The 22,756-nt window shown below is 37.5% G+C and carries 22 protein-coding genes and 5 tRNA genes; 22 read left to right on the forward strand and 5 right to left on the reverse strand.

What is annotated here, in order from left to right:
- Position 1: 1 nt before the first annotated feature.
- The 5 genes from DCS32_RS10150 to DCS32_RS10175 all read right to left on the reverse strand — a co-directional run bounded on the left by DCS32_RS10150 (position 2) and on the right by DCS32_RS10175 (position 4,107).
- On the reverse strand, positions 2–847 hold the full coding sequence (locus DCS32_RS10150; protein WP_162533629.1) for a phosphatase PAP2 family protein: 846 nt from the start codon (positions 845–847) through the stop codon (positions 2–4).
- Positions 848–912: 65 nt separating this feature from the next.
- Positions 913–1,653: an LPS export ABC transporter ATP-binding protein gene (gene lptB / locus DCS32_RS10155; protein ID WP_013749879.1), complete on the reverse strand. Its 741-nt coding sequence runs from the start codon at positions 1,651–1,653 to the stop codon at positions 913–915.
- A gap of 220 nt (positions 1,654–1,873) precedes the next feature.
- Positions 1,874–2,233, reverse strand: a complete 360-nt coding sequence (locus DCS32_RS10165; protein WP_108878163.1) for a carboxymuconolactone decarboxylase family protein — start codon at positions 2,231–2,233, stop codon at positions 1,874–1,876.
- A 69-nt stretch (positions 2,234–2,302) separates the two neighbouring features.
- The gene (gene tatC, locus DCS32_RS10170; RefSeq protein ID WP_108878164.1) at positions 2,303–3,142 is read right to left on the reverse strand and encodes a twin-arginine translocase subunit TatC; all 840 of its coding nucleotides are present in this window, start codon (positions 3,140–3,142) and stop codon (positions 2,303–2,305) included.
- Positions 3,142–4,107: an SIS domain-containing protein gene (locus DCS32_RS10175; RefSeq protein ID WP_108878165.1), complete on the reverse strand. Its 966-nt coding sequence runs from the start codon at positions 4,105–4,107 to the stop codon at positions 3,142–3,144. The genes tatC and DCS32_RS10175 overlap by 1 nt, the downstream gene beginning before the upstream one ends.
- A gap of 87 nt (positions 4,108–4,194) precedes the next feature.
- Between DCS32_RS10175 and DCS32_RS10180 the strand changes: the two genes are divergently transcribed.
- From DCS32_RS10180 to rpoB, 22 genes are all read left to right on the forward strand, one after another.
- Entirely contained in the window at positions 4,195–6,393 is a 2,199-nt protein-coding gene (locus tag DCS32_RS10180) for a RecQ family ATP-dependent DNA helicase (protein WP_108878166.1), read from the forward strand.
- 133 nt (positions 6,394–6,526) lie between these two features.
- The gene (locus DCS32_RS16205; protein WP_108878167.1) at positions 6,527–6,757 is read left to right on the forward strand and encodes a PspC family transcriptional regulator; all 231 of its coding nucleotides are present in this window, start codon (positions 6,527–6,529) and stop codon (positions 6,755–6,757) included.
- Entirely contained in the window at positions 6,754–7,773 is a 1,020-nt protein-coding gene (locus DCS32_RS10190; RefSeq protein ID WP_108878168.1) for a potassium channel family protein, read from the forward strand. Before DCS32_RS16205 ends, DCS32_RS10190 begins: the two co-directional genes overlap by 4 nt.
- Positions 7,774–7,869: 96 nt before the next feature.
- On the forward strand, positions 7,870–9,561 hold the full coding sequence (locus tag DCS32_RS10195) for an alanine/glycine:cation symporter family protein (protein WP_108878169.1): 1,692 nt from the start codon (positions 7,870–7,872) through the stop codon (positions 9,559–9,561).
- Between the two features lie 11 nt (positions 9,562–9,572).
- Complete coding sequence (locus DCS32_RS10200) at positions 9,573–10,454, forward strand: helix-hairpin-helix domain-containing protein (protein WP_108878170.1); 882 nt, start codon at positions 9,573–9,575, stop codon at positions 10,452–10,454.
- Between the two features lie 127 nt (positions 10,455–10,581).
- Positions 10,582–11,766, forward strand: coding sequence for an acyl-CoA dehydrogenase family protein (locus DCS32_RS10205; protein WP_108878171.1), 1,185 nt, complete (start codon positions 10,582–10,584; stop codon positions 11,764–11,766).
- An 83-nt stretch (positions 11,767–11,849) separates the two neighbouring features.
- On the forward strand, positions 11,850–12,044 hold the full coding sequence (gene rpsU, locus DCS32_RS10210) for a 30S ribosomal protein S21 (RefSeq protein ID WP_013749868.1): 195 nt from the start codon (positions 11,850–11,852) through the stop codon (positions 12,042–12,044).
- Between the two features lie 175 nt (positions 12,045–12,219).
- Positions 12,220–13,107 (forward strand): tyrosine-type recombinase/integrase, encoded by an 888-nt coding sequence (locus DCS32_RS10215; protein WP_108878172.1) that lies wholly within the window; start codon positions 12,220–12,222, stop codon positions 13,105–13,107.
- A 69-nt stretch (positions 13,108–13,176) separates the two neighbouring features.
- Positions 13,177–13,473: an HPF/RaiA family ribosome-associated protein gene (locus tag DCS32_RS10220; RefSeq protein WP_108878173.1), complete on the forward strand. Its 297-nt coding sequence runs from the start codon at positions 13,177–13,179 to the stop codon at positions 13,471–13,473.
- A gap of 118 nt (positions 13,474–13,591) precedes the next feature.
- Positions 13,592–13,665, forward strand: a tRNA-Thr gene (locus DCS32_RS10225).
- Positions 13,666–13,766: 101 nt separating this feature from the next.
- Positions 13,767–13,848: transfer RNA gene (locus tag DCS32_RS10230), tRNA-Tyr, on the forward strand.
- 43 nt (positions 13,849–13,891) lie between these two features.
- A tRNA-Gly gene (locus DCS32_RS10235) sits at positions 13,892–13,964 on the forward strand.
- Positions 13,965–14,012: 48 nt separating this feature from the next.
- A tRNA-Thr gene (locus DCS32_RS10240) sits at positions 14,013–14,084 on the forward strand.
- Between the two features lie 121 nt (positions 14,085–14,205).
- Entirely contained in the window at positions 14,206–15,393 is a 1,188-nt protein-coding gene (tuf, locus tag DCS32_RS10245) for an elongation factor Tu (RefSeq protein ID WP_108878174.1), read from the forward strand.
- A gap of 168 nt (positions 15,394–15,561) precedes the next feature.
- Positions 15,562–15,634: transfer RNA gene (locus tag DCS32_RS10250), tRNA-Trp, on the forward strand.
- Between the two features lie 106 nt (positions 15,635–15,740).
- Positions 15,741–15,944 carry a preprotein translocase subunit SecE gene (gene secE, locus DCS32_RS10255; protein WP_013749864.1) on the forward strand — a complete coding sequence of 68 codons (204 nt, stop codon included), beginning with the start codon at positions 15,741–15,743 and terminating at the stop codon, positions 15,942–15,944.
- Positions 15,945–15,954: 10 nt separating this feature from the next.
- Positions 15,955–16,509, forward strand: a complete 555-nt coding sequence (nusG, locus tag DCS32_RS10260) for a transcription termination/antitermination protein NusG (RefSeq protein ID WP_013749863.1) — start codon at positions 15,955–15,957, stop codon at positions 16,507–16,509.
- Positions 16,510–16,590: 81 nt separating this feature from the next.
- A complete protein-coding gene (gene rplK, locus DCS32_RS10265) occupies positions 16,591–17,031 on the forward strand; it encodes a 50S ribosomal protein L11 (protein ID WP_035334250.1) in 441 nt (146 codons plus the stop codon).
- A gap of 20 nt (positions 17,032–17,051) precedes the next feature.
- Positions 17,052–17,750 (forward strand): 50S ribosomal protein L1, encoded by a 699-nt coding sequence (gene rplA, locus DCS32_RS10270; protein ID WP_013749861.1) that lies wholly within the window; start codon positions 17,052–17,054, stop codon positions 17,748–17,750.
- 15 nt (positions 17,751–17,765) lie between these two features.
- The gene (gene rplJ / locus DCS32_RS10275) at positions 17,766–18,287 is read left to right on the forward strand and encodes a 50S ribosomal protein L10 (RefSeq protein WP_108878175.1); all 522 of its coding nucleotides are present in this window, start codon (positions 17,766–17,768) and stop codon (positions 18,285–18,287) included.
- A 56-nt stretch (positions 18,288–18,343) separates the two neighbouring features.
- The gene (gene rplL / locus DCS32_RS10280; RefSeq protein WP_035334247.1) at positions 18,344–18,715 is read left to right on the forward strand and encodes a 50S ribosomal protein L7/L12; all 372 of its coding nucleotides are present in this window, start codon (positions 18,344–18,346) and stop codon (positions 18,713–18,715) included.
- A gap of 194 nt (positions 18,716–18,909) precedes the next feature.
- The gene (gene rpoB, locus DCS32_RS10285) at positions 18,910–22,731 is read left to right on the forward strand and encodes a DNA-directed RNA polymerase subunit beta (protein WP_204161771.1); all 3,822 of its coding nucleotides are present in this window, start codon (positions 18,910–18,912) and stop codon (positions 22,729–22,731) included.
- The last annotated feature ends 25 nt before the right edge of the window (positions 22,732–22,756 follow it).

A 22,756-nucleotide genomic window follows, 5' to 3' on the forward strand; every position in this document is an offset into this window, starting at 1 on the left:
TTTAGAAAGTACCTGAAATCCCGGCTCGACCTAGACCCACGTTAAAATTCCAAGTGATTTTATTCTTTTTAGTTCCGTCGGGATAGACGTTACTTTTATTCATGTAGTTGTCTATAGAATCTACAATGACAATACTCAATGCAGCACTAAGAGCAACATCTGTAAGCCAGTGCGCTCCTCCCCAAATTCTTTGTAAAGGTGCAATAGATCCTAAGGCATACACGCCCACTTTTACCCACGTATTGTCAAATTGCTTTGCGATTGCATGCGCCATCGTAACAGATAGTATAGTGTGTCCAGAAGGAAATGATCTAAAACCTGGCATACCACTATAAGGGTTAAATGCAAATTTGCCTTCACCGTTCTTTGGTCTGCTTCTGCCTACAGAGGCTTTGAGAAGAGTTTGTAAAAGCCCAGCCGTAACTGCCGATGATGTCATCAAAGCTCCTGCTCTGCGTACCTTCTGATTCTTAGTAAATAACCCAAATAAATAAGTTCCAGCCGTCAGTCCATAGATCACCTGCGGACTACCGCCTCGTTCTCCAGCCTCGTCTAGTACTCCTGGTAAGTCATCACTTCTTTTTGTAAAAAAATTATTTACATCATCATCTACAAAATAGAGTAGTGCGGTTCCTCCAGCAATAGTACCAGCTACAATCCAGTCATCTTTTTTCCATCGTAGTGGTCCCGTATAAGCGTGGCCTATACCTTTGAGCATCACCTTGGTGTCGTACACTGCAAGTTTTAAAATACTCAAAGTGTCTTGAGTTTGAGAAGGAATAGGAGTTTGTGCTTTGCAAAAAACAGAAAGGAAACAAACGAGTATGATGGTAATGGTCGTTTTCAAGAGGATGATAATTTAGTCTGTGAGATTGATTAGAAAACTCACGCTATGGTTGGTTTAATGGTAAATTAGGTAAATAGTTTTTTCTTGCGTAGCTCAAAGTTTTGACCTAGATATACTTTACGTACCATCTCATCTGCTGCAAGTTCTTCTGGTTCTCCATGTTTAAGGATACTTCCTTCAAACATTAAGTAAGTACGATCTGTAATGGCAAGTGTTTCTTGAACATTATGATCGGTAATAAGAATTCCTATGTTTTTATCTTTTAGCTGGGCTACGATGCGCTGTATATCTTCTACTGCAACAGGGTCTACACCGGCAAAAGGTTCATCTAGTAATATAAAAGATGGTGAGGTTGCTAGTGCTCTTGCAATTTCTGTACGGCGACGTTCACCTCCAGAAAGTAAATCACCACGGCTTTTACGTATATGACCTAAGCTAAACTCTTCTATGAGTTCCTCCATTTTATGAAGTTGCTCTTTCTTTGAGAGTTTTGTGAGTTGTAAAACACTTAATATGTTATCCTCAATGCTTAGTTTTCTAAAAACAGATGCCTCTTGCGCGAGATAACCTATTCCATTCTGAGCACGCTTGTACATGGGATACTTTGTAATATCTTGCTGTTCTAGGTAGATATTACCACCATTAGGCTTTACAAGACCTACTATCATGTAGAAGGAAGTAGTTTTTCCAGCTCCGTTAGGGCCTAGTAATCCTACAATCTCTCCTTGATTTACCTCTACAGAAATTCCTTTAACCACCTTTCGGCCTTTATAGGATTTCATTAAATTTTCAGCGCGTAGTTTCATAATAGGTAAATATACAAATTGTTTAATCCTCTGTTCTAGTCTTACTATAACGTGTAAAAGTAAAAGCCATTATAAGACCAAAAAATAAACCTTGAAATAAATTACCAAACCAGCTTATCTCTTGTTTACTAAAATATTCAAAAGCATTGAGTACAAGACTGTGTGTAATGAAGACGGTTATAAAATATTTTAAAAATCTCATCGTTACACACAGCTTACATTATTTACCTGCTTTTCTCTCGTCTAGTGCTTCCCAAAATTCATAAGCACGGCGCAGGTGAGGTATTACAATAGTACCACCCACTAGAGTTCCTATGCCTAATGTTTCCATTACTTCTTCTTTTGTTACGCCTTCATCGTGACAGCTTTCTAAGTGATATTTTATACAATCATCACATCTTAGAACGGTAGAGGCTACAAGACCTAAAAGCTCTTTAGTCTTTTTATTTAAAGCACCTTCAGAAAAGGCATTTGTGTCTAGATTGAAAATACGCTTGACGATTTTATTATTATCGGCAAGGATTTTATCGTTCATTGTAGAACGGTAACTATTAAAATCGTCTATAATATTATTGCTCATAATTGCGGGGAGTAGTGGTTTTACGCTTTCGCGAAAGCGTTAAAAAAATTAAATGTTAGTTAAGTGATATTATGCAAGTCCTTGTTTCTTGAGTCGGCGTTTTTCTCTTCTGATAACACCTCTAGAAATAAAAATACTTACTTCGTATAATATAATAATAGGTACGGCAACGATTACTTGCGTTGAAATATCTGGAGGCGTTATAATTGCCGCCAAAATTAATACAATAACTAATGCGTACTTGCGATTCTTTTTTAGGAATTCTGGAGTAACAAGACCTATTTTGGTAAGAAAATACATGATGATAGGTAATTCGAATATAAATCCAGAGGCTAACACAGATGCTCTTACAAGTCCTATAAAAGAATCGATATCAAATTCATTTTGAACCGCGTCAGATATCTTGAAAGTTGCCAAGAAATTAATAGATAGTGGTGCTACCACAAAGTATCCAAATGCTGCTCCTAGAAAGAATAGAAAAGAGGCAACTACAATAAAGCCTTTACTAGATCTACGCTCATTTTCATAGAGTCCTGGAGATATAAATTTCCAAAACTCATACAATATATATGGAAAACCTATTACAACTCCGGCCATGATAGAAGTCCATATAGCTGCGCTAAACTGGCCAGCTACTTTTCTACTCTGGATGATAAAATCCATATCACCATCTGCAATACATCCTTTTTCTGCTCCAAAAAATTGAGAGATTTTACAGAGTATGTCATAAGAAACGAAGTCTGGATTTTGAGGTCCAAAAATAATTTCAAAAAGAGTTCCTTTAAATATAAAAGCAACAGTACCTATAATAACCACAGCAAGTGTAGCTCTTATTAAGTGCCATCTTAATTCTTCCAAGTGATCAAGGAAGGACATCTCATCTGGATGTTTTTTTACTTTTTTTGCCATTATGCGATTCCTTCTTTTATAAGATCGTGTATGTGAACAACTCCAGCATAGTTTCCATCTTTTTCAACTAATAACTGGGTGATATTATGTGCTTCTAAAATTTCTTTTGCATCAATCGCCATAGCATCATGACGTACAGTTTTTGGTGTAGCACTCATGATTGCGGCAGCGGTGAGACCGTCAAGTGAATCATTTTTTGAGAGCATGCGACGCAAGTCGCCGTCGGTTATAATTCCTTGGATAACTCCGTTGAGCACAACAGCGGTTACACCAAGCATTTTATTAGTAATCTCAATGATCACCTCCTTGATACTTGCATCTGGCGTTACTTGTGGGTTTTCATGAGTAGCGCAAATATCATGAACAGTAAGATACAATCTCTTACCTAGCGCGCCACCTGGGTGGTATCTTGCAAAGTCACTTTCTGTAAATCCTCTCAAATCTAGCAAAGCAACAGCTACAGCATCACCTAGTACGAGCTGTACAGTGGTGCTTGTGGTAGGTGCGAGATTATTAGGGCATGCTTCTTCTTCTGTGTTAGCATGTAAAATATAGTCTGCTTCTTTACCTAAAAAGGAATCTCTGTTTGCAGTAATTGCAATGAGCGTATTTTCTGTCTTTTTAATAAGAGGTACAAGGACTTTTATCTCTGGGGTGTTTCCGCTTTTTGATATGCAGATTACAATATCATCTATTAATATGCTTCCTAAATCTCCATGAATAGCATCTGCTGCATGCATAAATAATGCAGGAGTTCCTGTACTATTTAAGGTAGCAACGATTTTTTGAGCAATAATTGCACTCTTACCTATGCCGGTAATGACCACTCTGCCCTTAGATTTATAGATGGCTTGTACTGCTTGAGCAAATTCTTCGTCTATTAATGAACTAAGATTTGCAATCGCAGTTTGCTCAATATGAATGGTTTTCTGTGCGCTAGCAATGATTTGCTGGAAGTTGTTCAAAACTGGGTTTTGTTAAGATTTGTTTAACGTGCGGAAATTACTATCTTTAGAAAACACAAAGGTATGTAAAAATGTATTTGAATACATATGGGGACAAGGCAAATAGACTTACACGAAGAACTTAAAAGATATTTTGGCTTTAGTCAGTTCAAGGGTCTGCAGGAAGAAGTTATAAGAAGCATCGTAGGTGGTAATCACAGTTTTGTGATTATGCCCACAGGAGGTGGAAAATCATTATGTTATCAGTTACCTGCACTTATTGCAGAGGGTACTGCTATTGTGGTATCGCCACTTATAGCATTAATGAAAAACCAAGTAGATGCACTTAGAGGTATCTCTCAAGAAGAGGGCATAGCTCATGTACTTAATAGCTCGCTTACTAAAGGAGAGATAAAAAAAGTAAAAGAAGATATTACTAATGGAGTAACAAAACTCTTGTACGTGGCTCCCGAGTCACTTACTAAAGAAGAAAACGTCGAGTTTTTAAGAGGAGTTACTGTTTCTTTTCTGGCTATAGATGAAGCACACTGTATCTCAGAGTGGGGACATGATTTTAGACCAGAATACCGTAACCTACGTAAGATTATAGGTAGAATAGGTGATAATATCCCAATTATAGCGGTAACCGCTACTGCTACTCCAAAAGTGCAAGAGGATATTCTTAAAAACTTAGGGATTACAGATGCAAATACTTTTAAGGCGTCATTTAACAGACCTAATCTATATTACGAGGTAAGACCTAAAACGGCACAAGTAGATGCAGATATTATTCGTTTTGTAAAACAAAACGAAGGTAAGAGTGGTATTATATATTGCCTCGCGCGTAAGCGTGTAGAAGAGTTAGCGCAAACATTACAAGTAAACGGACTTAAAGCTGTACCATATCACGCAGGACTCGATGCAAAAACACGAGTGAGGCATCAAGATATGTTCTTGATGGAAGATGTGGATGTGGTGGTTGCTACCATAGCTTTTGGGATGGGAATTGATAAGCCAGATGTGAGATTTGTTATACATCATGACATTCCTAAAAGTATAGAGAGTTACTATCAAGAAACTGGTAGAGCGGGAAGAGATGGAGGAGAAGGACATTGTCTTGCTTTTTATGCGTATAAGGACATAGAGAAGCTTGAGAAATTCATGAGTGGTAAGCCTGTTGCCGAACAAGAAATAGGTCATGCCTTGCTTCAAGAAGTAGTAGCTTTTGCAGAGACGAGTATGTCTAGGCGTAAATTTATACTTCACTATTTTGGAGAAGAGTTTGATAACGCCACTGGAGAAGGAGGAATGCTTGATGATAATATGCGTAATCCTAAAAAGCAACATGAGGCAAAAGAAGAGCTTGTAAAAGTATTATCTGTAATACGAGATACTAATGAAATTTATAAAAGTAAAGAGATTGTTCTTACGTTAAGAGGGAAGGAAAATGCTATTATCAGTTCGCATAAAACGCATGAGCAGCCATTTTTCGGTATAGGTCATGACCAGAAAAAAGAATACTGGTTTGCCCTTATACGCCAAGCTCTAGTTGCAGGATATATAAAGAAGGACATTGAGACTTATGGTGTTGTAAAAATGACATCACAAGGTCTAGATTATATAGAGAACCCTGTTTCATTTATGATGACAGATGATCATGTATTTGATGCAAATAGCGATAATGCGATCGTATCTGCTCAAAAAGCAGGAGCCGGAGCCGATAAGAAGCTCCTGGAAATGCTCAAAGACTTGCGTAAAAAAGTAGCCAAGAAACTTGATGTGCCGCCATTCGTGGTTTTTCAAGATCCTTCACTAGAGGATATGTCTATTAAATATCCTGTAAGTGTTGAAGAACTGGGTAATGTACATGGAGTAGGTGATGGTAAGGCAAAAAAATACGGAAAAGAATTTGTAGCGCTTATCGATAGGTATGTTTCTGATAATGAAATTTTAAGACCAGATGATCTCGTAGTAAAAAGTACAGGAGCAAATAGCGGATTGAAATTATACATTATCCAAAACGTAGATCGCAAATTACCACTGGATGACCTCGCCTCTGCAAAAGGTAAGGATATGGCAGACTTCATTAAAGAGATGGAGGCAATCGTTTTCAGCGGTACGCGTCTTAATATAGACTACTGGATTAACGATATACTGGACGAGGATCAACAAGAGGAGCTTCATGATTACTTTATGGAGGCAGAGACAGATAAAATCGAAGTTGCTATGGAAGAATTTGATGGTGATTATGAAGACGAGGAGCTTCGTTTGTATAGAATTAAATTCATGAGTGAGGTGGCAAATTAAATTGTAACTGTATGAGATATGTTTGGTTTTGAATACGCTTTCGCGAAAGCGTGATTAATTAAATATCATCCCTGAGATTATTTTGATTCGTTTATTACAATATGGTACATCCAGCATTTATTACCTTCAGAATATGTTGAAACTAGTTTACGATATAAGGCATTATTTTGAGAAACATGGGTTTTATGTTTCCTCTAGACTCGCAGACCGCCTAGGAATGCGAGCAAAAAATGTCAGACTATTTTTTATATATGTGTCATTTGCAACCCTAGGAGTAGGCTTTGCATTGTACCTTACAGTGGCGTTTTGGCTTAAGTTAAAAGATCTTATTTACACAAAGCGTACTTCTGTTTTTGACCTATGAATTTGTTTTCCTTCTTTAAGAATAAAATTTATCTAGCTCTAGTGCTCCTAGTAACGACGTTGCTTTTAGGAGTTTTTGGCTATCGTTTTATAGCAGACTACAATTGGGTAGATGCTGTATATATGACGGTAATTACTATAACTACCGTAGGTTTTGGAGAAGTGATACCACTCACACCCGAAGCAAAAATTTTTACAGTAATACTTATTCTATTAAGTGTTGTGATTGTGGGTTATGCTTTGACAGTAATCTCGGAGTATATAATAAGTAAGAGTTCTTATAAAGATTTAATACATAAAAAGGTGCAGCAAGAAATCGATAAAATGACAGATCACATCATTGTGTGTGGTTATGGACGTAATGGACAAGAAGCAGTGCAAAAACTCATGGCTTATAACAAGCAATTTGTGGTCATTGAGATGGATTTAGACGTCATAGAGCGCTATGAAATGGATAAGAATATTCATTTTGTTAATGGTAATGCAAATGAAGATGAGATACTAGAAAAAGCCGGAATTACAAGAGCCTCCGCACTCTTATGTGCGCTTCCTGAGGATGCAGATAATCTTTTTATTGTACTCAGTGCTCGCCAGCTTAATAGTAAACTCAAGATTATAAGTCGAGCAACTGCAGAGACTTCTCAAAAGAAACTAAAACTTGCAGGAGCAGATAATGTGATAATGCCTGATAAAATAGGTGGAGATCATATGGCGTCACTCGTCGTAGTTCCTGATCTTATCGAATTTTTAGACAATTTATCTGTAGTAGGAGAGGAGGATAGTATCAATGTAGAGGAAATAAGCTTTGATCAAATTTGTGCAGACGGAAAAGAAGCAAGTATTAAGGAAATTGATTTGCGTTATAAGACGGGTTGTACGATTATAGGTTATAGATCGCCATCTGGGAAGTATATTGTTAATCCAGAAGCAGATATGCGGCTTGAGAAGGAGTCAAAATTAATAGTGATAGGACGCCCTGAACAAATCAAAAGATTGCATGAGACTTTTGGTATTTAAATATTGTTAAGGATTTTAAGATAGTTTCCTTTGAATAAGGGGCATTTTTTTGGATATTGCTAGCTGAATTTACAATAACTTAATATATCCATACTAATGAAGAAATACCTTTTATTCATTCTTTCTGTTTTTATTCCGCTTCTTTCATTTGCACAAGAAACTCAAGAAGTAGGAATTGACCAGAAAATTGACCAAGCATTTCAACCTGTTTCAGATTTCTTTTCGGCAATTGTATTTTTTGAAGTTGCAGGAACACCTTTTGTTCTTATTTTATTAGTGGCGAGTGCCGCTTTTTTTACGATTTATTTTGGATTTCCAAACATTCGCTTTTTTTGGAGAGCAATCCAAACGGTACGTGGTAAATATGAAGATATTGAAAAGCATGGAGCTGCAGAGCTTTATGGTGAAGATGGTATTGCCCAAGGGCAAGACTTGTCAAAAGTCGATATCGAGGAGCATATAGAAAATCTAGAGGTAGATGATAATCTAGCAATAGATGGAGATATCGTAGACACTATTAGAGACGAAAGTTCTGCTGGTGAAGTTTCTCACTTCCAAGCACTAGCTACTGCAGTATCTGGTACGGTAGGTAATGGTAACATTGCTGGTGTTGCACTTGCTATCGCTTTAGGTGGTCCTGGAGCTACTTTCTGGATGATAGTTTGTGGTCTCTTAGGAATGTCTACAAAGTTTGTAGAGTGTACCTTAGGTGTTCAGTACAGAGATGTAGGTGAAGACGGGACTGTTTACGGAGGCCCTATGTATTATTTAACTAAAGGTTTAAAAGCAAAAGGATTTGCAACTTTAGGAAAGATTGCAGCTGTAGTATTTGCTGTTTTCTGTATTGGTGGTTCTTTTGGTGGTGGTAACGCAGCTCAATCTAATCAAGCAACGATCGTCCTTAAAGAAATGTTCAACATGACTAGTGCAGCCTCAGGATTTATTGTAGGTATTGTACTTGCTGTAATTGTAGGTATTATCATCATAGGTGGTATTAAGCGTATCGCTCAGGTAACCGAGAAAGTAGTGCCTTTTATGGCAATCATGTACGTTGTTGCATGTCTATATATTATACTAAGTAACTTTAGTCTTATTGATGATGCTGTTGCACTTATTGTAAAAGAAGCATTTAATCCTACCGCTATAGGAGTAGGAGGATTTATAGGGGTGTTACTAGTTGGTTTTAAAAGAGCAGCATTTTCAAATGAAGCTGGAGCAGGATCTGCATCTATTGCACACTCTGCAGTACGTACTAAATACTCAGCAAGTGAAGGTTTAGTAGCATTACTAGAGCCATTTATTGATACAGTACTTATCTGTACGATGACTGCACTTGTAATTATTATTTTCAACTTTGGAGGAGCATTCCAGTATGGAGGTGATGGACTAGGAGCGGTAATGATAGGGGGAGAATCTTTTGAAGGAGCTGGTATTACTGCCAAGGCTTTTGCAGAATATATTCCTTATTCTGATGTGTTCTTAACAATCGCTGTAGTACTATTTGCAGTATCAACTATGATATCTTGGTCTTATTACGGACTACAATCTTGGAAATTCCTTTTCGGGCGTGGTAAGGTTGCAGATTTAGTATACAAATTATTATTCCTAACGTTTGTAGTTGTAGGAGCATCTGCAAGTATGAACTCAATATGGGCATTCTCTGATGCAATGATTTTTGCAATGGTTTTCCCTAACATGGTAGGACTATTCTTCCTATTCCCTGTTGTTAAAAAGCAATTAACTAGATACCTTAACGCTATAAAGCTTAAGGAGCAGGCTATAGAGTAATACTTAATATTATGAAAAGTTTTAAATCCCATTTCATTTACGATAGGCGTAAAAGAAATGGGATTTTCTTATTTATAGCAATAATCATTGCGTGTACAACTGCAATCATTTTCTATACTCCAGAAACTGAAGTCCTAATATCTCAAGAGGAAGATTTAGAAGTTTTGGCATTTCAGAAAGAGATAGATTCTCTTAAGGTAATAGAGCTTGAAAAACGTAAGCCTAAGATTTTTCCTTTCAACCCTACATTGCTTACAGACTTTAACGGTTACAAACTTGGTATGACCACAGAGGAGATAGATAGAGTGTTACGCTTTCGCGAAAGCGGGAAATGGTTTGACTCCACCGCTCAGTTTCAAAAAGTGTCAGGTATCTCAGATTCCCTACTTGCAGTGATGGAGCCTTATTTTAAATGGCCGAAATGGATTGAAGAGCAAAAGAAATCTCCTAAAAAGAAATCTAGGTTTAAAAAGAAATGGAAAACTGAAGAAGAAAAAGGTGATCTCAACAGTGTTACTTTTGAAAAGTTACTTGCTATTGACGGTGTAGATGAAGACGTGGCGACCAAAATAATTAGGCATCGTGATAAAACTGGTGGTTATCTAGTAGATTTTCAGCTTTACAGTGTGTTTGGTGTTGATAAGATTTTAAAGCGTGCAATCCTTAATGAATACACGGTAAAGGAAAAGCCAGTGGTTACGTTAGTGAATGTAAATACGGCAACTGCATCAGATTTATCTACCGTTCCTTTACTTAATTTTGATCTTGCCAAAGAGATAGTAGATTATCGAATTCTCAGAGAAGGTGTCAAATCAATAGAAGAATTGAAAAATTTGGATGGTATGACGGACTTTAAATATGATATAATAAGTTTATATTTACATATTGATTGAAATTGCTATAAATAACCATCGCATTCTTAGTAATTATTCTTTTTTTAGAGAATTACTTACTAGAATGAAATTCCCAATTGTAAGAGTTGTAAAAGGCTTACAATTGGATTGAAAAAGAATTTTAAATATGACAGACATGTATTTTACGGAGGAGCATAATCTCTTTCGCGAAAGCTTAAGAGACTTTCTTAAGAAAGAAGTAGTGCCGCACATTGATAAGTGGGAGAAAACAGGACAGATAGAACGTTTTATCTGGAAGAAATTTGGTGACATGGGATTCTTTGGGATTAGTTATCCTGAGGCATATGGAGGAATGAATCTTGACTTCTTCTATACTGTTATCTTATTAGAGGAGCTACAGCGTATTAATAGTGGCGGATTTGCTGCTGCTATATGGGCGCACGCCTACCTTGCAATGACACACCTTAATGTAGAGGGAGATGAAAGAATAAAATCTGAATATCTCACAGCTAGTATTGCTGGAGATAAAATAGGTTGTCTATGTATTACAGAGCCTTTTGGCGGCAGTGATGTTGCAGGAATGAGAACTACGGCTGTTAAGGATGGCGATCATTATGTAATTAATGGTTCTAAGACCTTTATCACAAACGGTGTCTATTCAGATTATTTAATAGTTGCAGCTAAGACGGCTCCTGAACTAGGAGGAAAAGGGATGAGTATCTTCCTTTTAGATAGAGACATGCCAGGTATAAGTGCAACAAAGCTGGATAAGCTAGGATGGAGAGCATCAGATACTGGAGAGATTGCATTTGATAATGTGAAAGTTCCAGTAGCAAACCTTATGGGTGAAGAAAATGCAGGGTTTGGATACATCATGCAGCATTTTGCTTCAGAGCGTCTTATCATGGGTATAAATGCTCATGCGAGAGCAGAGTATGCTATTGAGTATGCGCTAGATTATATGAAAGAGAGAATGGCGTTTGGTGTTACTATTGATAAATTTCAAGCATTACGTCATAAACTCGCAGAGCGTCAGGCAGAGGTAGAGATGTCAAAGGCTTTTAATTATACAGTTGCATATCGCCTTAATAAGGGAGAGTATGTTGTAAAAGAAGCGACGATGTCAAAACTTACTGCAACAAAAATTGCAGATGAAGTAATTTATGACTGTTTACAGATGCTAGGTGGTTATGGTTATATGGAAGAGTATCCACTTGCACGTATGTTGCGTGACAGTAGGCTAGGACCTATAGGTGGTGGTACTTCAGAAATACTGCGTGAAATTATTGCAAAAATGGTGATCGATAAGAAGACTTATAAAGCAAAGTCAGAAGAAATTTCAAAAAAATAAAGGATAGGGTTGTAGGGTTACTTTTAAAGCGTATATTTGCAGCCTGAAAACCGAATAAGAACTTAAAGAAAGGAGGTCCCACTATGTTAATTATACCAGTAAAAGACGGAGAAAATATAGATAGAGCGCTTAAACGTTTTAAGCGTAAATTTGATCGCACAAAAACTATGCGTAATCTTAGAGAGCGCAAGCAGTTTACAAAGCCTTCTGTAGTAAGAAGACGTGAGATTCAAAAAGCATCGTACATCCAAGGGATGAGGGATGCAGAGAATATCTAGCATTTATTAATCCGTTGTCATGCAAAGCATGATCTGGATTAACAGGGAGATTAAACCTCTCTCAATCATATAAAACCGTTGTGTTGTAAAGTTTATCTTTACAGTGCAACGGTTTTTTATTTTAGACATATGTTGCAAAGGGTGTTTGTAGTAATTCTAATAATCTATCTTATTTATGTCATTGACCTCTTTTCTTGATTATCTCGGTCTTGAGAAAAATTATAGTAGGCATACAGTTGTAGCTTATGAGAAAGATGTGGTTGAATTTTTGGCTTTCGCCAAAATAACTTTTGATGAAAGTAATCTAGTAGATATTCATTACGCGCAAATCCGATCTTGGATTGTAAGTCTTGTAGATAACGACGTTTCTAACCGAACGGTCAATAGAAAGATATCTTCACTAAAGGCTTACTATAAATTCTTACTTAAAATAGGTGAGATAGAAGCTTCGCCACTTGCGAAGCATAAATCACTAAAAACTCCAAAACGACTACAAATTCCATTTTCTGAAGTAGAAGTAGGTGATGTGTTTTATCGACTAAAAGAAGCTGATGATTTTGCAGCGTTAAGAGACTTATTAATAGTGGAGCTTCTGTATGCAACTGGAATGAGACGTGCTGAGCTAGTGGATCTGACTGTGGGGAGTATTGATGTGGTTCAAAAAACTATAAAAATTATAGGTAAACGTAATAAGGAGCGCATCGTTCCTTTGCTTTCTAGTGTGGTTGTTACCTATGATAGGTATATAGCTGTTAGGTCTTCTGTAGCTAGTAGCGGTGAAGATGCTCTGTTGGTGACTAATAAAGGTGCTAAAATTTATAGCACCCTTGTATACAGGATAATTAATCGTTACTTTAGTGAGACGTCAGATAAGTTAAAAACGAGTCCGCATATATTGAGACACTCGTTTGCAACACATTTACTTAATCAGGGTGCAGATTTAAATATTGTAAAAGAGTTGTTGGGTCACGCAAGTCTTGCATCTACGCAAGTTTATACGCATAATAGTGTCCAGGCGCTCAAAGATGTTTATTCTAAGGCGCATCCTCGCAATAAAAAGTAATTATCTGAGTAATTAAAGGAAGCACCTATTGTAAGGTGTTTGAGTTTTGAACTAAAAATATATAATTTTATGAAAGTAACTGTAGAAGCGCCAAAATTTGATGCAGATGTAAAACTCATTGAATTCATTGAAAAAAAAGTAGGAAAGCTTGAGCATTTTTATGATAAGATAATTCACGCAGATGTGTTCTTAAAATTAGAGCCTAATGTGAAGCCGGATAATAAAATTGTGGAGCTATTAATCAGTGTTCCAGGGGATGAGTTTATCGTAAAGAAAATGGCAAAGTCTTTTGAAGAGGCTACAGACACGTGTGTACAGTCTATGGAGAGGATGCTTTTAAAGAGAAAGGATAAAATTAGATCTTAATTTTTTTGATTTTTTTTCAAAAAAAAATTGGATAAGTATAAAAATTAGTTATCTTCGCAGTCCGTTAGAAATAGCGGACTTTTTTATGCTCCTTTAGAGAAGTATATGTAAGTAAAAAGCCGATGTAGCTCAGCTGGCTAGAGCAGCTGATTTGTAATCAGCAGGTCGTGGGTTCGAGTCCCTCCATCGGCTCTTTTTTGACCAAAATAAAAAGGTTAAAAAGTTCTTTAAAATATTGTTTTATTATTCAAAATTAATACGTAGTTTTGCGCACTGAATTTTGATAATACAATGGGGAGATACTCAAGCGGCCAACGAGGACTGACTGTAACTCAGTTGTTTTTAACTTCGCAGGTTCGAATCCTGCTCTCCCCACACCTTTAATTTCATTACCACTTTTGTTAGTGAGGTTATAAACGCGGGAGTAGCTCAGTTGGTAGAGCGTCAGCCTTCCAAGCTGAATGTCGCCAGTTCGAACCTGGTCTCCCGCTCTAAATGCCTTTGAGGTGTTGAGCTTTCGCGAAAGCGTAAAAAAATCCGCCGACGTAGCTCAGGGGTAGAGCGTTTCCTTGGTAAGGAAGAGGCCACGGGTTCAATTCCCGTCGTTGGCTCAAAAAAAAGAAATAATAACAATGAGTGCTGGTCGCACTCACTTTTCGTGTTTAAATGAGAAGGTACTCGATCAATAGTAAACTAGTACACTAATAATAACTAAGATTAAATAATTACATTATGGCAAAGGAAACATACGATCGTTCGAAACCCCATTTAAATGTTGGAACTATCGGACACGTAGATCACGGTAAAACAACTTTAACAGCTGCGATTACAAAAGTATTGGCAGATGCGGGTTATTCAGAAGCTTCTGCTTTTGATCAAATTGATAATGCTCCTGAGGAAAAAGAAAGAGGTATAACAATAAACTCTTCACACGTTGAGTATGCTACGGAAAACCGTCACTACGCACACGTTGATTGTCCAGGTCACGCCGATTATGTAAAGAATATGGTAACTGGTGCTGCTCAAATGGACGGTGCTATACTTGTTGTTGCTGCTACAGATGGTCCAATGCCACAAACACGTGAGCACATCCTTCTTGGTCGTCAGGTAGGTATTCCTCGTATCGTTGTATTCATGAATAAAGTGGATATGGTTGATGATGAAGAATTACTTGAACTTGTAGAGATGGAGATCAGAGATCTTCTTTCTTTCTACGAGTATGATGGAGATAACGGTCCTGTAATTGCTGGTTCTGCTCTTGGAGCATTAAACGGTGAGCAAAAATGGGTTGATACAGTATTAGAGCTTATGGCTGCTGTTGATGCTTGGATTGAAGAGCCATTACGTGAGACTGAAAAGCCTTTCCTTATGCCTATAGAGGATGTATTCTCTATTACAGGTCGTGGAACTGTTGCTACAGGTCGTATCGAAACTGGTATTGCAAACACTGGAGATCCTGTTGAGATCATCGGTATGGGTGCAGAAAAACTTACATCTACTATTACTGGTATTGAGATGTTCCGTCAGATCCTTGATAGAGGTGAGGCTGGAGATAACGCTGGTATCCTTTTAAGAGGTATTGAGAAGTCAATGATTTCTAGAGGAATGGTAATTGTTAAGCCAGGATCAGTAACACCACACGCTAAGTTTAAAGCTGAGGTTTACATCCTTAAGAAAGAAGAAGGTGGACGTCACACTCCATTCCACAATAACTACCGTCCACAGTTTTACGTACGTACAACTGATGTAACAGGTAACATTATGCTTCCTGATGGAGTTGAGATGGTTATGCCTGGAGATAACTTAACTATTACTGTTGAGCTTATCCAGCCTATCGCACTTAGCTTAGGTCTTCGTTTTGCTGTCCGTGAAGGTGGTAGAACTGTAGGAGCTGGTCAGGTAACTGAGATATTAGATTAATTCTAGTCTATAAATAAAAAGTAAAGGTGTCTTGTTTTGCAAGACGCCTTGACTTTTGTTAAGAGGGGTTCTATTTAGCTTTCGCGAAAGTGTTGCTTGTTGAAATCCTAAGTTTATGAATAATAACGATAATTTCTTTTGAAATTTGAGATTCAAAACTTAAAGTATACGGGATTAGCTCAGTTGGTAGAGCACTGGTCTCCAAAACCAGGTGTCGTGAGTTCGAGTCTCTCATCCCGTGCAACTTAAATTAGCTTTAAGATTATTTTTTAGAGCTAATTTATATTTTGAAAACATTAGAGCATCCTGGCGCTTGCTAGGTGTTTGTTTAGAAAGAAATAACTATTATGGCTGGATTAATTAATTACGTTCAAGAATCATATAATGAGCTTAGAAACCACGTAACGTGGACGCCGCTTCCAGAAGCGCAACGTCTAATGGTAGTGGTTGCTGTGTTTTCTATAATTTTTTCATTAGCTATTTGGGGTGTTGATACCGTTTTTAGTAATGTGATTAAGTTATATTTTGATAAAGTAGTTGGAACAAATTAATTCAAGCAAGATGGCTAAGACAAGTAACACGAAACAGTGGTATGTGGTAAGGGCCGTTAGTGGTCAAGAGAATAAAGTAAAGGCGTATATCGAGCAAGAAATTTCTCGTTTAAATCTTGAGGATAGTATTGAGGAGGTGTTAGTGCCTACTGAAAAAGTTATTCAAATCCGTAATGGTAAAAAGGTTAACAAAGAGCGCGTTTATTTTCCGGGATACATAATGGTTAAAGCTAATCTTGGCGGAGAAATTCCTCACATTATTAAGTCTATTAATGGTGTAATTGGTTTTCTTGGTGAGGTTAAAGGTGGAGATCCTGTTCCATTACGCAAGTCTGAAGTTAATCGTATGTTAGGTAAGGTAGATGAGCTTGCTGTAAAGCAAGACAGTATATCTATACCATTTACTATAGGTGAGACAATCAAGGTGATTGATGGTCCATTTAATGGATTTAACGGTACGGTGGAGAAAGTGAATGAAGAAAAGCGTAAGCTTGAGGTGATGGTGAAGATATTCGGAAGAAAGACTCCGTTAGAGCTTAGCTATATGCAAGTGGAAAAAGTATAAGAGATTAATTGTTACATTAATATATTTTAGATTTTGTTCTATGCTTCCACATTATGAACAGGTCTGTTTAAATTTTTAGAAATGGCAAAAGAAGTAAGTAAGGTTGTTAAGTTACAAGTACGTGGAGGGGCTGCAAATCCTTCTCCACCAGTAGGACCTGCTTTAGGTGCAGCCGGTGTAAACATCATGGAGTTCTGTAAGCAGTTTAATGCTAGAACTCAAGATAAAGCTGGCAAAGTGCTTCCTGTTGCGATAACTGTTTATAAGGATAAGTCTTTTGATTTTGTAATCAAGACTCCTCCAGCGGCAGTTCAATTATTGGAAGCAGCTAAAGTTAAAAGTGGTTCTGGTGAGCCTAACCGTAAGAAGGTTGCAAAAGTTACTTGGGATCAAGTACGTGCAATTGCAGAGGACAAGATGCCTGATTTAAATGCATTTACAGTTGATAGTGCAATGAAGATGGTGGCTGGTACAGCTCGTTCAATGGGAATAACGGTTAAAGGTGGAGATGCTCCAGCTTAACAGCTTAAAACAAAATTAAAATGGCAAAATTAACAAAAAAGCAAAAAGAAAATCAGACTAAGATTGAAGCGGGTCAAACCTACAATCTTGCTGATGCTTCTGCTTTAATTAAAGAAGTAAGTAACGTAAACTTTGATCCTTCTGTAGATATTGCTGTACGTCTTAATGTTGATCCTCGTAAAGCTAACCAGATGGTTCGTGGAGTGGTTACATTACCTCACGGTACTGGTAAGGATGTAAAAGTGCTTGCACTTGTTACTCCAGACAAGGCTGCAGAGGCTCAAGAGGCTGGTGCAGATTACGTAGGACTAGACGAGTACCTTGAGAAAATCAAAGGTGGTTGGACAGACGTAGATGTAATTATTACTATGCCTAGTGTAATGGGTAAATTAGGACCTTTAGGACGTGTCTTAGGACCACGTGGTTTAATGCCTAACCCTAAGACTGGTACAGTTACTATGGATATTGCAAAAGCAGTATCTGATGTAAAAGCAGGTAAGATTGACTTTAAGGTTGATAAAACTGGTATCATTCACGCTTCTGTAGGTAAAGCATCTTTTGATGCTGAGAAAATTGCAGGAAACGCAAGAGAATTAATAACAACATTAGTAAAGCTTAAACCTACTACGGCAAAAGGTGTTTACATAAAGAGTATTTTTATGTCAAGTACAATGAGCCCATCTGTAGAGGTAGATGCTAAGCGATTCGCTACTGACTAGTTCAAATTTTAAATTATGACAAGAGAAGAAAAATCAATAGTAATTAAAGATTTAACTGCGCAGTTAGGGGATAATGTACATATTTATCTTGCAGATATATCTGGTTTAGACGCAGGTACGACTTCTAATTTACGTCGTGCATGTTTTAAAGCAGGAGTTAGTCTAGCAGTAGTTAAAAACACATTGCTTTCAAAGGCAATGGAAGCATCAGACAAGGATTTTGCAGAACTTCCAAGTGTATTGAAAGGAAACACTGCAATCATGTTTGCTGAGACGGGTAATGCACCTGCTAAGGTAATTAAGGAATTTCGTAAGAAATCTGACAAGCCTTTATTAAAAGGAGCATTTATTGAAGAAGCTATTTATGTTGGAGATGACCAACTTGATAGTCTGGTAAATATCAAATCTAGAGAAGAACTTATTGGAGACATCGTTGGATTGCTTCAATCACCTGCTAAGAACGTTGTTAGCGCTCTTAAGTCAAGTGGAGGGAAACTTGCTGGTATTATCAAAACCCTTTCTGAAAAGGAAGGATAAGCAGTACGCACTATTATTTATTATATAACAATTACAATTTTCAAAAACGATAGAAAATGGCAGATTTAAAAGATTTCGCAGAACAATTAGTTAACCTTACAGTAAAAGAAGTAAACGAGTTAGCTACTATTTTAAAAGATGAATACGGTATCGAGCCTGCTGCTGCTGCAGTAGTAGCTGGACCAGCTGGAGCTGGAGCTGAAGCTGCTGAGGAAAAGTCAGAATTTGACGTAATCCTTAAAGCTGCTGGTGGTTCTAAACTTGCTGTAGTTAAACTTGTAAAAGAATTAACTGGAGCTGGACTTAAAGATGCAAAAGAGCTTGTAGATAATGCACCATCTCCTATCAAGGAAGGTGTTTCTAAAGACGAAGCTGAAGCACTTAAAGCTCAATTAGAAGAAGCTGGTGCAGAGGTTGAGCTTAAGTAAGCTTACCATAATAACTAGATAAAGGTTTAGGTTAATTGTACTTCTTCGGGAGTACGATTATACCTAAACCATTTGTCGTATAAGATGGTTACCTTTTTTGTAACTCGATATTTATTTGATTTTAATCGTACATAATAAATCATATTTAAACTTGCTAAGGGGCAAGTTTAGTTCTAATCAAATTCCGTTCGTTGATGATGCAAGATGCAAAACAAGGAGAAAGAATCAGTTTCTCATCGGTAAAGAATAGACCTGATTATCCAGACTTTTTGGATATTCAAGTAAAGTCTTTCCAAGATTTTTTCCAACTGGAAACAAAGTCTGATGAGAGAGGTGATGAGGGTCTTTATAATACTTTTCTCGAGAACTTCCCAATTACAGATACTCGTAACAACTTTGTACTCGAGTTTTTAGATTATTTCGTTGACCCACCAAGGTACTCTATTCAAGAGTGTATTGAACGTGGTCTTACATATAGTGTGCCTTTAAAAGCACGTCTAAAATTATACTGTACTGACGAAGAGCACGAGGATTTTGAAACTATTGTACAAGATGTATATCTGGGTACAATTCCATACATGACTCCTAGCGGAACATTTGTGATCAATGGCGCAGAGCGTGTTGTTGTTTCTCAACTACACCGTTCACCTGGAGTTTTCTTTGGACAATCGTTCCACGCAAATGGAACAAAATTATATTCTGCCCGAGTAATTCCTTTTAAAGGGTCTTGGATAGAATTTGCGACAGATATTAATAGCGTTATGTACGCATATATCGATCGTAAAAAGAAATTACCTGTTACTACACTTTTCCGTGCAATCGGTTTTGAAAGAGATAAGGATATCCTTGAGATCTTTGACCTTGCAGAAGAAGTAAAAGTTTCTAAAACAGGATTAAAAAAATATTTAGGTCGTAAGCTTGCTGCTCGTGTTCTTAACACATGGCATGAAGACTTCGTAGATGAAGATACTGGTGAAGTAGTTTCTATCGAGCGTAACGAGATTGTGCTTGACCGTGATACTGTATTAGAAAAAGAGCATGTAGAAGAAATTCTTGAAGCTGGAGCTAAGACTGTATTACTTCATAAAGAAGATAATCAGCAAGCAGATTATGCGATTATCCATAATACACTACAAAAGGATCCAACAAACTCAGAAAAAGAGGCTGTTGAACATATTTATAGACAACTACGTAATGCTGAGCCGCCAGATGAGGAAACAGCACGTGGTATTATTGACAAATTATTCTTCTCAGACCAACGTTACAACTTAGGTGAAGTAGGTCGTTATAGAATGAATAAAAAACTAGGTCTTGATATTGAGATGGATAAGCAAGTGCTTACTAAGCTTGATATTATTACCATTATTAAGTATTTAATTGAGTTGATCAATGCAAAAGCAGAGATTGATGATATTGATCACTTATCAAACCGTCGTGTACGTACCGTTGGTGAGCAATTATCTGCACAATTTGGTGTAGGTCTTGCACGTATGGCTCGTACTATTCGTGAGCGTATGAACGTTCGTGATAATGAAGTTTTTACTCCTATTGACTTGATTAATGCAAAGACATTGTCTTCTGTTATTAATTCTTTCTTTGGAACAAACCAGTTATCACAATTTATGGATCAAACCAACCCTCTTGCAGAGATAACGCACAAGCGTCGTCTTTCTGCTCTTGGACCTGGAGGTCTATCTCGTGAGCGTGCTGGATTTGAGGTACGTGATGTTCACTATACACACTACGGAAGACTATGTCCAATTGAAACACCAGAGGGACCAAACATTGGTCTTATCTCATCTCTTGCAGTATATGCAAAGGTGAATAACATGGGATTCATTGAGACTCCATATAGAAAAGTAGAAAACGGTAAAATCGATCTAAAATCTGAACCACTTTATTTAAGTGCAGAGGAGGAGGAAGGGATGTTAATTGCACAAGCAAACAACCCGATGGATGATAACGGGGCAATTACTGAAGAAAAAGTAATTGCACGTATGGAAGGAGATTTTCCTGTTGTAGATCCTGATACCGTACACTATGCAGATGTCTCTCCTAACCAGATTGCATCTATATCTGCATCTCTTATTCCATTCTTGGAGCATGATGATGCAAACCGTGCACTGATGGGATCAAACATGATGCGCCAGGCAGTACCACTTATTATGGCAGATGCGCCTATCGTGGGAACAGGTCTGGAACGTCAAGTAGCTACAGATTCTAGAGTACTTATTAACGCAGAAGGTGCGGGTACTGTTGAGTATGTAGATGCAAACATGATTACTATCAAGTATGATCGTACTGAAGATGAGCGTTTAGTTAGCTTTGACGAAGATTCTAAATCATATAACCTTATTAAGTTCCGTAAAACGAACCAAGGAACAAATATCAACTTGAAACCTATTGTAAAAGTAGGTGATAGAGTAGAAAAGGGTCAAGTATTATGTCAAGGGTATGCTACCGAGAAAGGGGAGCTTGCACTAGGACGTAACATGAAGGTTGCCTTCATGCCTTGGAAAGGATATAACTTTGAGGATGCAATCGTAATATCTGAAAAGGTAGTACGTGATGATATCTTTACTTCTATTCACATTGATGAGTATTCTCTTGATGTGCGTGATACTAAGTTAGGAAACGAAGAGCTTACTAATGATATCCCTAACGTTTCTGAGGAAGCTACTAAGGATCTTGATGAGCACGGGATGATCCGTATAGGAGCAGAAGTAAAACCTGGAGATATATTAATAGGTAAGATTACTCCAAAAGGAGAATCTGATCCTACTCCAGAAGAAAAACTTTTACGTGCAATCTTTGGAGACAAAGCTGGTGATGTAAAAGATGCTTCTCTTAAAGCTTCTCCTTCTTTACATGGTGTGGTTATCAATAAGAAATTGTTTGCAAGAGCAATAAAAGATAAGCGCAAGCGTGCAAAGGATAAAGAAGATATCGCTGTTCTTGAAAATGAGTATGACGATAAGTTTGACGATTTACAAGCTGTAGTAATTGAAAAATTATTTAAGCTAGTAAATGGTAAAACTGCACAAGGTGTTATGAATGATCTAGGTGAGGAAGTTCTTCCTAAAGGAAAGAAATTCACTCTTAAAATGCTTAACTCTGTAGAAGATTACACGCACCTTACACAAGGTACTTGGACTACAGATGACAAGACTAACACGCTTATAGCAGATTTATTACACAACTATAAGATTAAAGAAAACGATCTACAAGGAAACTTACGTCGTGAGAAATTTACAATTTCTGTAGGAGATGAATTACCAGCTGGTATCATCAAACTTGCAAAAGTGTACATTGCCAAAAAACGTAAGCTTAAAGTAGGTGATAAAATGGCAGGACGTCATGGTAACAAAGGTATTGTTGCTCGTATCGTTCGTCAAGAGGATATGCCATTCCTTGAGGATGGAACTCCAGTAGATATCGTTCTTAACCCACTTGGTGTACCATCTCGTATGAACATCGGGCAGATTTATGAAACGGTACTAGGATGGGCTGGTCAAAAATTAGGAAGAACGTATGCGACGCCTATTTTTGATGGAGCTACACTAGATCAGATTAATGCACTTACTGATGAGGCAGGTATTCCACGTTTTGGACATACTTATTTATATGATGGAGGTACGGGAGATCGTTTTGATCAACCAGCAACAGTAGGAGTTATCTACATGCTTAAACTAGGACACATGGTAGATGATAAGATGCACGCGCGTTCTATCGGACCATACTTTCTTATTACGCAACAACCTCTTGGAGGTAAGGCGCAGTTTGGAGGTCAACGTTTTGGTGAGATGGAGGTTTGGGCTCTTGAGGCATATGGAGCTTCGGCAACATTGCGTGAGATCTTAACTGTAAAATCTGATGACGTGATTGGTCGTGCTAAGACGTATGAAAGTATTGTAAAAGGAGAGCCTATGCCAGAGCCGGGACTTCCTGAATCTTTCAACGTATTAATGCATGAGCTTAAAGGACTGGGACTAGACATTCGTCTAGAGAATAAGTAAATGGTTTTTGGAAAGCGGAGTCTTT

The sequence above is a fragment of the Dokdonia sp. Dokd-P16 genome (genome assembly GCF_003095655.1).
Taxonomy (GTDB): Bacteria; Bacteroidota; Bacteroidia; order Flavobacteriales; family Flavobacteriaceae; genus Dokdonia.